Annotated in this window: 12 protein-coding genes and 1 pseudogene; all 13 read right to left on the bottom strand. The window is 42.0% G+C overall.

Annotation, left to right across the window (positions count from 1 at the left end; genetic code table 11):
* Positions 1–194 precede the first annotated feature (194 nt).
* The 13 genes and pseudogenes from G573_RS0103465 to G573_RS0103405 all read right to left on the bottom strand — a co-directional run bounded on the left by G573_RS0103465 (position 195) and on the right by G573_RS0103405 (position 12,281).
* A complete protein-coding gene (locus G573_RS0103465; protein ID WP_027975409.1) occupies positions 195–2,045 on the bottom strand; it encodes a proline--tRNA ligase in 1,851 nt (616 codons plus the stop codon).
* Between the two features lie 27 nt (positions 2,046–2,072).
* On the bottom strand, positions 2,073–3,332 hold the full coding sequence (locus G573_RS0103460) for a M50 family metallopeptidase (RefSeq protein ID WP_027975408.1): 1,260 nt from the start codon (positions 3,330–3,332) through the stop codon (positions 2,073–2,075).
* 18 nt (positions 3,333–3,350) lie between these two features.
* Positions 3,351–4,145 carry a phosphatidate cytidylyltransferase gene (locus G573_RS0103455; protein ID WP_027975407.1) on the bottom strand — a complete coding sequence of 265 codons (795 nt, stop codon included), beginning with the start codon at positions 4,143–4,145 and terminating at the stop codon, positions 3,351–3,353.
* Between the two features lie 14 nt (positions 4,146–4,159).
* Positions 4,160–4,909, bottom strand: coding sequence for an undecaprenyl pyrophosphate synthase (locus tag G573_RS0103450; RefSeq protein WP_027975406.1), 750 nt, complete (start codon positions 4,907–4,909; stop codon positions 4,160–4,162).
* Between the two features lie 107 nt (positions 4,910–5,016).
* Positions 5,017–5,382, bottom strand: coding sequence for a preprotein translocase subunit YajC (gene yajC, locus G573_RS0103445; RefSeq protein ID WP_027975405.1), 366 nt, complete (start codon positions 5,380–5,382; stop codon positions 5,017–5,019).
* Positions 5,383–5,489: 107 nt separating this feature from the next.
* A complete protein-coding gene (locus G573_RS0103440) occupies positions 5,490–5,834 on the bottom strand; it encodes a DUF6568 family protein (RefSeq protein WP_027975404.1) in 345 nt (114 codons plus the stop codon).
* A gap of 102 nt (positions 5,835–5,936) precedes the next feature.
* Positions 5,937–6,653 (bottom strand): YebC/PmpR family DNA-binding transcriptional regulator, encoded by a 717-nt coding sequence (locus G573_RS0103435; RefSeq protein ID WP_027975403.1) that lies wholly within the window; start codon positions 6,651–6,653, stop codon positions 5,937–5,939.
* Positions 6,654–6,722: 69 nt separating this feature from the next.
* Positions 6,723–7,134, bottom strand: a pseudogene (locus G573_RS10880) (peptide deformylase).
* 155 nt (positions 7,135–7,289) lie between these two features.
* Complete coding sequence (locus tag G573_RS0103425; protein WP_027975402.1) at positions 7,290–8,006, bottom strand: MerR family transcriptional regulator; 717 nt, start codon at positions 8,004–8,006, stop codon at positions 7,290–7,292.
* A 149-nt stretch (positions 8,007–8,155) separates the two neighbouring features.
* The gene (locus G573_RS0103420) at positions 8,156–9,529 is read right to left on the bottom strand and encodes an MFS transporter (protein ID WP_027975401.1); all 1,374 of its coding nucleotides are present in this window, start codon (positions 9,527–9,529) and stop codon (positions 8,156–8,158) included.
* 258 nt (positions 9,530–9,787) lie between these two features.
* Positions 9,788–11,002: an amidohydrolase gene (locus G573_RS0103415; RefSeq protein ID WP_027975400.1), complete on the bottom strand. Its 1,215-nt coding sequence runs from the start codon at positions 11,000–11,002 to the stop codon at positions 9,788–9,790.
* A gap of 68 nt (positions 11,003–11,070) precedes the next feature.
* Positions 11,071–11,502: a threonine/serine exporter family protein gene (locus G573_RS0103410; RefSeq protein ID WP_027975399.1), complete on the bottom strand. Its 432-nt coding sequence runs from the start codon at positions 11,500–11,502 to the stop codon at positions 11,071–11,073.
* On the bottom strand, positions 11,493–12,281 hold the full coding sequence (locus G573_RS0103405; protein WP_027975398.1) for a threonine/serine exporter family protein: 789 nt from the start codon (positions 12,279–12,281) through the stop codon (positions 11,493–11,495). The genes G573_RS0103410 and G573_RS0103405 overlap by 10 nt, the downstream gene beginning before the upstream one ends.
* Between the last annotated feature and the right edge of the window lie 30 nt (positions 12,282–12,311).

The following is a 12,311-nucleotide window of genomic DNA, read 5'->3' as shown; positions in this document are numbered from 1 at the left end:
TTCTTGACAGGTTACTTCCGTAACCCGCACTTGGTTCGTCTTGTTCAGTTTTCAAAGGGCTGATATGTGCTGTCTGAGACAGCAACTCTGATAGTATATCAAAGCCTTTATAAGTTTGTCAACACTTTTTTACAAATTTTTTCAAAAAAGTAAAAAACAAAGGAAGACGAGCCCTTCCTCTGTTTTATCCTTTGTTAATCCGTTAAGATTGATAGTGTTTCCAGCAGATTTTCAGCATTAACTTCAATCGTATCGCCAGTTGATTTGATTTTAACTTCAACAATTCCATCCGATGCCTTTTTGCCGACAGTTACGCGGATTGGCAATCCAATCAAATCACTATCAGAGAACTTGGAGCCGACTCGTTCATTGCGATCGTCTGTCAAAACAGAATAGTTAGCCTGTATTAAGCTTTCTTCAACTTTTTGCGTTAATTGCTGAGCAGCTTCATCTTTGACATTAACTGTAATCAAATGGACATCAAACGGAGCCAACGATTTAGGGAAATTGATTCCCCAAGCAAATCGGTAGCCGCCTTTAGGTGTTTTATTGACAAAAATACGGGCATGCTGCTCAATGACTGCAGACAAAATCCGGCTGACACCGATGCCGTAGCTGCCCATCACCACAGGAATTGAGCGGCCATTTTCATCCAGAATATTAGCCCCCATGCTTTCGGAGTAACGTGTTCCTAATTTAAAAATGTGGCCAATTTCAATGCCGCGGGCAAATTTCAAAACTCCTTTGCCATCCGGTGACGTTTCTCCCTCACAGACTTCGCGAATATCTGCATAAACGGCTTTAAAGTCGCGTTCAGGGTTGACTCCGGTCAAATGATAACCGTCCTCATTGGCGCCGACAACGGCATTTCCTAAATTCTGAACGTTGAGATCGGCTACAATTGTAACATTTTCAGGAAGATTGACAGGGCCTAAAGATCCAAATGAAGCACCGAAAATTTCTTTAGCTTCGTCCTCAGTCGCCGGCTCTAAAAAGTCTGCACCAAGATAGTTTTTCAGCTTAACATCGTTAATGCGGTCATTGCCTACAAGTAAAGCGACAACAGGAGCCTCATCTGCAATGAAAAACAGAGTTTTGATTGTTTGCGTCTCATCAATTCCTAAGAAGGCCGCTACTTCATCAATCGTCTTGCAATCCGGAGTTTCAACACGCTGAAGCTCTTCATGGGAAACAACCTTACCGCTTGGTTTATACTCGCTTGTAGCCATTTCAAGGTTAGCAGCATAATTGGATTCGCTTGAATAAGCAATAGTATCCTCACCTGATATAAGCCAGGATGAGAGCTCTTCTTTAATCTCTGATAAAACATCTTCAGGAATTTCTTCTATTGAAGCAATAGACTTATCAAGAACCAGCCAGTGTTTCAAATCGGTTCGGTCCGGCGTAATGGCCATAAATTCTTGGCTGTCCTTACCGCCCATAGCTCCGCCGTCTCCAATAATTGCCTTAAAATCTAAACCAACTCTGGTGAAAATGGCTTCATACGCTGTCCGGTAATCTTCATAAGTAGTATCAAGACTGTCATAGTTCGCATGAAAACTATAACCATCTTTCATAATGAATTCACGAGTACGAAGCAGACCGTTGCGGGGACGCTTTTCATCACGGTATTTAGCCTGAATCTGATAAAGGTTCAGCGGCAGCTGTTTGTATGATTTGACAGAATCTCTAATCAAGCTGGTAAAGGTCTCTTCGTGAGTCGGACCTAAAATAAAGTCTGACCGGTCACGGTTTTTTAACTTATACAGATCCTCGCCATAAGTTTCATAACGGCCCGATTCACGCCACAAATCAGCTGTCAAAAGAGCAGGAGCCAGCATTTCAACTGCGCCGATTTTGTCAAACTCTTCGTGCATAATCTGCTTAATCTTTTCAATCACCCGATTGGCCAAGGGCAGATAAGAATAAATCCCTGCTGACACTTGGCGAACATAGCCGGCACGTACCATAAGCGCATGGCTGATAACCTGCGCATCACTTGGCATTTCGCGCAAGGTTGGGATTAACATATTACTTTGTTTCATTAAAAATTTTTCTCCATCTAAATTAGTTTAGAAAAAGGCTCGCATAATATCATTCCACGTCACGGCGATCATCAATGCGACCATAACCAGAACACCGGCGAGTGTAATGTAAGTTTCTGTTTCCTGCCTAAGCGGCTTTTTGCGGATAGCTTCTATCAGATTGATTAGAATTTTTCCGCCATCCAAAGCAGGAATAGGAATCAAATTGAAAATACCTAAGTTAATAGAGAGCATTGCCATTAGGTTAAGTACAGGCGCTAAGCCTCCTCTGGCAGCCGTATTGCTCATCTGATAAATAGCAACCGGGCCGCCCAGTCTATTCAGACTGGGCTGTAGAATAAGACGCTTCAGTTCATTTAGTATGGCAAAAGCACCGTCCCAAGACATCTTAAACGCACCGACTATCTTATCAGAAAAGCCGGTCTTCAAGCTCGGCATAACACCGATAACATAGCTGCCGTTGACTTTCCTTGGGCGAACCTGTAATACTTCAACGCCGGTTTTCGTTTTGACTTTAAAGGGAATCGTTTCGTTCTTTCCTAAATCAGCGGTTGATTCAGCCACTGCCTCAGTAAGATCTTCCCAATTGTCAACTTTATTTTTACCAATTTGCAGAATTTGGTCATTATCTTTGACACCCAGCTTTGCCACAGCACCATCAGGCACTACCCTCACATGGTTGCTGGAAGCATCTTGGACGCCGCCTTGCACAAAGACAAGGATAATAAAGACGAGGATTCCCAGAATAAAATTATTCATCGGACCCGCAAAATTAGTAATCAAGCGCCCCCAGATACTGGCATTTTGGTATTGAACATTAAGCGGCGCAATTCTGATTTCTGTTCCGTCTTCTTCAACAATCGTTGCGTCATGGTCAACCTGATAGGTTTTTGTCTCATCCAGTACACGGCCGGTAATTTCCAGCCTGTCTTCTAAATCATAGGCAGTTACATTCATGGGCAGTGCCGTTTTGTCTAACTGTCTATTCGAAAGATTGATCCGAACCACAATTCCCTGATCATTAAGCGTTAAAGCAGCGGGTGTTCCCGTTTTAATTTCGGTCGTATCATCTCCCCAGCCTGCCATGCGAACATAGCCTCCCAAAGGCAGCATGCGAAGAGTGTAGGCCGTACCGTCTTTGCCCTGATGAGCAAAAATCTTCGGTCCCATACCGATCGCAAATTCTCGAACTAAAATGCCCGATTTTCTGGCAAAATAGAAATGCCCAAATTCATGGACAAGTACTATAATTCCAAAAATAATGATAAATGCAATTAATCCTGACATATTTTCACTGCCTCCCTTTTAGAACAATCCAAAGAAGTGCATAATAGGGAAAACAAAGATCATACTGTCAAAGCGGTCCAAAATACCGCCGTGCCCCGGTATCAGTTTGCCTGAGTCTTTAACACCGAAATGACGCTTTACAGAACTTTCTACTAAATCACCAAACTGAGCGAAAATACTAAAGAGCACAACCAAAAGGAGCATCACAAAGAAATTGTGAGGGGCATAGACAGCCTTATCAAAAAGCATGAACACAAAAGCAATGACAACTGCTGACAAAATACCGCCCAAGCTGCCTTCAACCGTCTTATTGGGTGAAACAGCCGGCATCAGCTTGCGGTTGCCAAACTGCCGCCCAATCATATAAGCACCGATATCTGTTGCCCAGACGATGAAAAGAGCCAAAAAGACTTTGTCAAGACCAGTGGTGCGGGCATTGATAAGATTTTGAAAGCCGATTCCTACGTAAAGACTGGATGCAATGGGAAAAGCAGCATCGTCAAAAGAATAATGTCCGGTATTGAGAACAGTTCCTGCTAAAATCAGGAAAACTACCAGACTAAAAGTGCTGAAATTACCATCAATCGGCAAAAAAGTTAAGTAATTATCCAAAGGAACGGTCAGCACAAAAGCTGCCAGCATTGTCAGGATACCTTCAAATGAAAAAATTTCTAAGCCCTTCATTTTCAGCATTTCCGATACAGCAATCATAGCTAGAATACCGACAAAGAGCTGAAAAAAGATTCCCCCTAAGAACAGGAATGGCAGGAAAACAGCTAAGGCCGCTCCTCCGAAAATAACGCGTTTCTGCATATGATAAACTCCTTCTAAACGCCGCCAAACCGACGGTGACGATGATTGAATTCTTCAATAGCCAAAAGCAGGGCATCCCTGTCGAAATCCGGCCACAAAACGTCAGTGAAATAAAACTCACTGTAAGCAGACTGCCAAGGCAAAAAGTTACTGAGCCGCATCTCCCCGCTGGTTCTGATGATTAAATCAGGATCCCGATACAGATAAGGAAGGCTGTCAGTCATCAGATAGGCAGCAATAAGATCTTCGGTAATATCTCCGGGATTCAGACGGGCATCCAACACATCCTGAGCAATTAATTTTACAGCATTGGTGATTTCAGCACGGCCGCCATAATTAAGGGCAAAATTCAAAATCAAGCCCGAATTATGTTTGGTCAGCTCTCTGGCACGCTCCAAAGCATCCAAAGTAGGCTGAGGCAGCCCTTCTTTGTCTCCGATGACTACAATGCGAACGTTATTTTTATGAAGTTCAGGAACGTACTTGTCAAAAAATTCTACCGGCAGATTCATGATGAACTTGACTTCGTCTTTAGGCCGGCTCCAGTTTTCCGTCGAAAAGGCATAAACCGTCAGCACCTTAACCCCTAAATCCGATGCAGCTATCGTCACTTCCTGCAGAGCATCCATTCCCGCCTTATGCCCAAAAACACGCGGTTTCATCCGTTTTTTTGCCCAGCGCCCGTTGCCATCCATAATAATAGCAATATGATTGGGGATTTTGGCTAATTTTACGTCTTGTTTTTTTCTCTTAAATGCAAACATTACTTTTCCTTAAAAAATACTATTGTTTCTATTTTACCATAATTTAAGAATTGTGACTGTTCTTTCACCTAAAAAAGCCCCAATCTAGTATGATTGAGGGGGCAATATTATTCTTCAATAGCAGATTCGCCATCTGATGCTTTGTCTGAAGCATCAACTGTATCTGAAGTTTCAATTGCTTCAGCTGATTCTTCCGGCAGCGAAGATGCACTGTCTCCCTTAGCCACCACGCGCTTGATCGCTGTCAATTCAAACGGAAGGAATACTCCGTCAACATCAAGGACGATTTTTTTGCTGTCATTATCCACTTCGTCAACAACAGCATACATACCGCCAATAGTCACTACTTCATCGCCCTTAGTGATAGCATTCAGCTGATTCTGGCGTTCCTGAGCCTGTTTCTTTTGAGAACGCTGCATCAAAAAAATAGCGCCAACAAGAACAGCAAACATAATAATTGTCGTATAAGGCATAGTTAATTCTCCTCATTATTTAAAGTCATCAAATACTATAACAAAATTAAGCCTTAAGAGCAAGCGGAAAGTCAGTAAAAAATCCCTGAGAGCAGGGATTGTAAGCGTTAAGCAATGAAATCACGGATTGCTTCTTCTGAAAGCGATGAGTCGCAGACCACCTTGATGTGACCATTTTGAGCTACCAAAAGCCCCGGAACAGTGTTGACAGAATAGGAGCTGCGCAATTCCTGAATTCCTTTTAAATCATTTTGATCCTCACTGTTTAAAAAGGCAACTGCCTGAAGGTCAGCTTTAGCTACAGCACTCAGCTTAGGCGCAAACCGCCGGCAGAAAGGACAAGTGGAACGTCCGATAAAAAGAACAAACCGTTCACCGCTGTCAATTCTTTTTTGTGCTTCTTTGGCTGTTACGGGTTCAAAATCTTTTATATCTTCTGCAAAAGTTGACATATCATTCCTCACTTCTTTTTTAATATCCCTATGATAGCCCTTTTAAAATAACTTTTCAAGAATTGCGCTTAAAGAAAAGGCCTGCTATGCAGACCTTTTATCTTATAAACCTTCTACATTGTGATAAACCTTTTGGACATCATCATCGTCTTCAAGGGTGTCTATCAATTTTTCAAAGATTTCTAAATCTTCTCCCTCCAAAGTGACCTCAGACTGCGGAATCATTTCAAGTTCGGTAATCTGAAATTCTTCAATACCTGAAGCACGCAAAGCTTCAAGCGCCTTATGCAGGTCAGTTGGGGCTGTATAGACAGTAACACTGCCGTCTTCTGCCTCAACATCTTCCACATCAACATCTGCCTCTAAAAGCTGTTCAAAGACAGCATCTGCATCGTCGCCCGCAAAAACGATAACACCTTTCTTGTCAAACATGTAAGATACTGAGCCTGCAGCTCCCATATTCCCGCCGTTTTTACCAAAGGCCGTCCGAAGGTTTGCTGCCGTACGGTTAACATTTGAGGTCAGTGTGTCCACAATAATCATTGACCCATTGGGGCCAAAGCCTTCATATCGCCCTTCAACAAAGGTTTCATCTGTATTTCCCTTGGCCTTGTCAATCGCCTTATCGATAACATGTTTAGGAACCTGTGCCTGTTTAGCGCGTTCAAGTACAAATTTTAAAGCTGAATTTGACTCCGGATCCGGCTCACCTTGCTTGGCAGCCACATAAATCTCAACGCCAAACTTAGCATATACCTTTGAATTTGCGCCGTCTTTAGCCGTTTTCTTTGCAACAATATTTGCCCATTTACGTCCCATTAAAAATTCTCCTTTGTATTTTTCAATCGTTAATTATTATAGCACAAGATAAGTCATTTGAGAATTCGCTTAAATTAATCTTCCCTCCAAATGATCCATTTCATGCTGAATAATTTGAGCAGGCAGCTCTTTAAAAGACAGGCTTTGCTTTTGCCAATGGTTATCAAAAAAGTCGACAGTGATATGGCGATAGCGCTTAGTAGGTCTGCTGCCAGTCAACGACAGGCAGCTTTCTTCAGTCTGATAAGGCTGTGTTTTTGCTGTGATGACTGGGTTATACATGACAAGATTGCTAAAGACGGACAGAAACAATAATAATCCGTTTATTAACACCAATCATGTTGGCTGCCATGCCAAGGCAAATATCCCTGTTAGCTAATAGTGTATCCTGCAAGTCCTGACCGACAGACAAGTCAGATTTTGCCGCCGGCTCCGCTTTTTGCTGTAACAAGAAGATGTCTTTAACGATAGGTCTAACCATAAGAAACCTTTTCTAGTTTTATAGCTAGTATAACAAATTTTGCAAAAAGGAAATACTCTTAACTGCAAAAAACAAATATATATAAATCAGATCCTGAGAAACATAGTACAATATACAATAGGCCAAAGCTAGTGCTTTGGCCCCTAGAGCAAGATTTACTGGCAGTAAGCCGCAATCGCCTGAGCTGCAAAAGCAGCTGTCCCCTGACCGCCTGCCTGATCAATAAACTGGCTAAATCGATTATCTGCAGCATACATTTGCCCTAAACTTGCTAAAACATCATTGCTGCAAGGATAAAAATGGTCACTGATATAATCTTTCAGAATATCCACCTGCTGCTGCACCTTGTTATCATCAACTGATAAGTCCTTCAATCGTCCGAATTCTGCCATAATAGCAGACATTTTTGAACTGATTTGAGAAAAATCTTGCTGATTGGTTCTAGTGTCAAATACCTGAAAGGCCGCTGTATTTCCCCAGCGTTCTTTAGCTTCTGCCTGAAAGGCTGTCAGGTCTGTTTTATCAAATGCTTGAAAATCCATGTAATTGTCCCCCTTCTGCCGCAAGGATTTAGCATGCTTTATGACTTTCTCTAAATGCTTCGTTTTCAGTTCCAGAAGTTTGATCTGATCTTTTAAAGCAGCATCTTTATCATAAGCAGCATTCCCTACAATCTTTTTAATATCTTTGAGAGGAAATTCCAGTTCCCGAAAAAGTAAGATTTCCTGCAGCTTTTCAAAGGCTTCGTTGTCATAATAGCGATAGCCGTTATCAGCAACAAAACTAGGTGTCAGTAAATTTATTTCATCATAATAATGAAGGGTGCGCACGCTGATACCTGAAAGCTGACTCATTTCTTTAACTGTTTTCATAGGTAAACTCCTCTCATAATTAGCAGTATAATCTATGACCCTACGTTAGAGTCAAGGGAGAAATTAAATAATTTATCGGTCATAAGATTATTTTTCGTCATCCAAAAGGCACTGGATAATTGTCATAACCCAGCGCCTTTTTACATCTCTTATTTTTTAGCTTTAGGAATAATAAAGATGATTGACAGAATAGACAGGCAGCCAAAGAAAATATTAGTCAAGAGGCCAAACACTGCAGCCTTATCGAAATTTCCTCCGGCAGCAACAGTATTAAAGACTGCCAGCGAAATAGCTACACCGATAGAATTACCAAGGGAACTAGCCATTTTATAAATGCCTGATGCTGTTCCCACTTTTTCTTCTTCAATTGTTGAAATAGCTGTGTCGGTTGACGGTGTCGCATAAATTCCCAAACTAATACCAAAAATAGCATAGCCAATAAAAACCAAAGCTAAATAGGCTGGCCCCTGCACACCAACAAGTGCCATAAAGGCAATACCTATCAAAGTACAGCTAGGTCCCCAAATCATGGGCTTGCGGGCACCAAAACGCTGCAGTAATTTCTCACCGATACGAATGGTAATCAAGACACAGACAAGATAACCCAACGACATGGTTCCTGCAAATCGGGAAGACAAACCGCGTCCCTGCTGCATATAAGTATTGATAACAATCAAAGTTCCAGCCACGCTATTTAACAAAAAGTTAGATAGAGCTGCACCCAGATAATATTTATTATGAAAGAGAGCAAAATCAATAAAACTTGTCTCCTTGCGAATTTCTACAAAATAGAAGACTATAAAGCCAATAATCATAAGGGCAAACAGTCCCAAGGTCTGAGGATGAAGGAGACCCTTACCCTGTGCGCTTGAAAGGCCGATATTTAAAGATAGCATGCTGATGATAAAAATCATCAGGCCAAGAAAATCAAAACGGCTCTTAGTCTGAATCTTACTCTCAGGTGTTCCCCAAATCAAGGCAAAACTGAGTAAGGAAGCAAGAATAGAAAAGACGAATACATAACGCCAGCCTAAAGAACCTGCAACAGCTCCGCCAAAGAAGGAAGCAAGTCCTGTACCACCCCAAGTTCCCATAGACCAGTAACTGACAGCTCTTTGACGGTTAGGACCGTCATAATAGGCTTTAACAAGAGACAGAGTTGAAGGCATAATACAAGCAGCTGCCAATCCTTGACAAATGCGTCCGATAATAAAAAGCGGCGCATTAGCTGCCAAAACAAGGCATAGAGAACCGATAATATTGAGCCCAAGACCTAAATAAGTAAATTTGACACGACCAATCTTATCAGCCAAGCCACCCGCTAAAACGATGAACAAGCCTGAAAAAAGTGACGTGATCGATACCCCGATAGAAAGAGTACTTTTACTGATTGATACGGACGCTAAAATAGTAGGCGTTAAATTTAAGATAGATTGGGCAAACAGCCAAAAAGATAAGACGGCTAACACGAGCCCAAATAACAATTTGCCATTCCCCTGAAAGTTTTCTGTTTGACGATCCATGACTGTCAAGTCTCCTCCTGTAAAATAAAGTTAGATAAAAATCAAAAATAGACTAGGTAAGATGGCAAAATTAATAGGGTTAATCTCCCTCATTAACTAACGGCTAATGGCGGCTGCTACAACAGTTCGCCCAAGCCACCTTACTAGCTTGTTCTCCCTGTGTTGTCGCTGCTCAAATACGCGTCGTAACCTAACCAAAGTTAATAGGCAAAAAGTGCCAAGGACTCCATAAGCTATGATTTTGATTTTTAAAGAGTCTTAATTTCCTAAATAAGCCCAAAGGGCGATTATGGCTGCCTGAGTTCCTGTTGTTAAGCTTGGCTGAATAGCTGGCGCAAAGTAGGAACTGTGGTTAGGATAAACAGCCTGTCCTTCAGTAAAGCCACCAAATCCCCAATACAAATAAGGAACGCCAAAAGCTTGTGCAAGGTATGAGAAATCTTCAGAAGCTGTCATTGGCTGATAAGTTATTACCCGATCTTTTCCCAAGTAAGTTTCAAAAGCAGTCCTTACTTTTTCGGTCACTTGAGCATCATTATCCGTCAATGGATAACTGTCGAATACTTCAATATCCGGCTTTTCCACACAGCCGCCTGCCTGACATTCTCCCAAAACAATACGCTCAATAGCTGCCAGCAAATCCTGCTTAACATTTTCATCATAGGCTCTGATATTCAAGAGCAAAGTGGCTTCGCTAGGAATAATATTAGCTTTCAGACCCGCTTGGAAAGAACCAACTGTCACCACTGCAAACTGAAAAGGATCCACTTCACGCGCCACAATCGTTTGCATTTTAGACACAATAGCCGATCCGATAACGATAGGATCAATGCTCAAATTAGGCATGGAGCCATGAGCCCCCTTACCATGAATGACCACCTTGACAGAAGCTGCACTAGATAAAAAAGCACCTACCTTAGTTCCCACTTTACCGGCTGCAGGTGAAGTCAGCACATGCTGAGCTAAAGCGACATCAGGCTGCGGAACCTTGTCCACCAAGCCATCAGCCAACATAGCCTTAGCACCTGCTGCAATCTCTTCCCCCGGCTGAAAAAGAGCGATATAGGTTCCTGACCAGCCCCCTTGATGCTGAGCCAAAGCCCAAGCGGCACCAAGGCCAGCTGTGATATGAAGATCATGGCCGCAAGCGTGCATCACAGGCACCGTCTGACCATCTGCATCCACTGCTTTAACTGTGGAAGCATAAGGAAGGCTTGTTTCCTCTTTAACAGGAAGGGCATCAATATCAGCACGAAATAGAACAGTTGGCCCATTCCCATTTTTCAAAACACCAACAATACCGCCTCCGATAGCCTGAGTTTCATAGCCATAAGATTCTAAAGTCTTTTCAATAAAAGCACAGGTCTCATGCTCTTGCATAGACAATTCTGGGTTGGCATGCAAGTGTTTATAAGCTTCTTCCTGCCAGTCTTTAATTTCTTCTAAAGAAGCAAGAACAGTTTGAAGTATCATCTCGGGTCTCCTTTTTCTTTTTAAAAGACGATAGATATTAGTATATTATTTTTCCAAGTAAAGCACACTTAGGATTTTAAATGATGAGTGATTTCCAAACAAGAATCTACTAGGAAAATAGACAAGGCAATGGCTCCTGATACAAGAATAGATTCGATGACATTTTGACCAGCCAATTCAGCATTTCCTTGAATATAATAATAAGCAATTTTATATACCCCAGCTCCTGGTACAAGCGGGAAAAAACTAGGAATATAAAAAACAGTCACAGGAGCTTTTAAGATTCTTGCAACAATTTGCGAGAAAAATGCAATGATAATCCCGCCTAACAAAGTCGCTACTGCATTTTCCATGCGTAAATGCAGGCACAGCAGATAAACGGCATAGCCCAAAGCACCGATAAAACCCGTTTGATAAAGCAGGTATTTGGGAATCTTCAAAATAACCCCTGATGTCACAGTTGCCAGATAAGCTCCTAAAATTTGAAAAATTAAACCCATGCTATGATTCCTTTCGATAAAAAGAGACCAAGAGCAACACCTACACCAAGGCTGACCGCAATGATAAGTGCCTCCAAAATCTTTGCCAGACCAGCACCATAGTCACCTTTGAAAGAATCTCTAAAACCATTGGTAAAGGCGGTGCCCGGAAAAAGCGGCATCAAGACAGCAATAATAATCTTATCAAAAGAAATGTCCGAATCTCCTAACATATGAATCAGTATTGGAATGACAGCAGCAACAATCAAAGTCGCCACTATCCCAAAAATAAAATCATTTAGCTTGAGCCAATCTTTCAGATAATTGGTCAATAAAAGCAAGAGCGCCGCAACAAATGATAAGACCACCTCCATCATGTTCCCGCCCAATAAAATGGTAAAAGACAGTACCAGCAACAAAAGCGAATAATGATGCCATTTCAAAGAATAGTCCGTTTTATCAACAGTCAGCCCCAGCAGCCTCTGATGAGCCTGTTCAATACTGATACAGCTCGCCGTCAAATCACGGGAAATCTGATTAACCGCATGAATCCTCGATAAATGCGTCGAACGCTTCTTGATACGCTTGACCAAACTAATGGGCTGAGGCAACTCAGGTCCATCCAGAGTAATAAAAAGTCCTGTGGTGTTAGCAAAAGCCTCAGCAGTCGGTAGCTGGCTGGTTTCTAAGATATGCGAAACCGTATTTTCCACACGATAGCACTCGGCATTGGATTCCAGCATAATAATGCCAGCCAAGGCCGCCACCTCTGCTATATATTTATAATCCTTAATAGGCATAGTTTCCTTTCACTTTCAAAACTATAGCAA

This window comes from Streptococcus devriesei DSM 19639 (assembly GCF_000423725.1).
GTDB classification, from domain to species: Bacteria; Bacillota; Bacilli; order Lactobacillales; family Streptococcaceae; genus Streptococcus; species Streptococcus devriesei.
The sequence above is the reverse complement of the archived record's forward strand: the minus strand, read 5'-3'. Positions and strand labels throughout refer to the sequence as shown.

Coding starts and splice junctions, on each gene's coding strand:
- G573_RS0103455 (WP_027975407.1), bottom strand. CDS start 4,145: ATGCAGAAACGCGTTATTTTCGGAGGAGCGGCCTTAGCTGTTTTCCTG.
- G573_RS0103405 (WP_027975398.1), bottom strand. CDS start 12,281: ATGCCTATTAAGGATTATAAATATATAGCAGAGGTGGCGGCCTTGGCT.
- G573_RS0103460 (WP_027975408.1), bottom strand. CDS start 3,332: ATGTCAGGATTAATTGCATTTATCATTATTTTTGGAATTATAGTACTT.
- G573_RS0103465 (WP_027975409.1), bottom strand. CDS start 2,045: ATGAAACAAAGTAATATGTTAATCCCAACCTTGCGCGAAATGCCAAGT.
- G573_RS0103425 (WP_027975402.1), bottom strand. CDS start 8,006: ATGAAAACAGTTAAAGAAATGAGTCAGCTTTCAGGTATCAGCGTGCGC.
- yajC (WP_027975405.1), bottom strand. CDS start 5,382: ATGCCTTATACGACAATTATTATGTTTGCTGTTCTTGTTGGCGCTATT.
- G573_RS0103440 (WP_027975404.1), bottom strand. CDS start 5,834: ATGTCAACTTTTGCAGAAGATATAAAAGATTTTGAACCCGTAACAGCC.
- G573_RS0103450 (WP_027975406.1), bottom strand. CDS start 4,909: ATGTTTGCATTTAAGAGAAAAAAACAAGACGTAAAATTAGCCAAAATC.
- G573_RS0103420 (WP_027975401.1), bottom strand. CDS start 9,529: ATGGATCGTCAAACAGAAAACTTTCAGGGGAATGGCAAATTGTTATTT.
- G573_RS0103435 (WP_027975403.1), bottom strand. CDS start 6,653: ATGGGACGTAAATGGGCAAATATTGTTGCAAAGAAAACGGCTAAAGAC.
- G573_RS0103410 (WP_027975399.1), bottom strand. CDS start 11,502: ATGGGTTTAATTTTTCAAATTTTAGGAGCTTATCTGGCAACTGTGACA.
- G573_RS0103415 (WP_027975400.1), bottom strand. CDS start 11,002: ATGATACTTCAAACTGTTCTTGCTTCTTTAGAAGAAATTAAAGACTGG.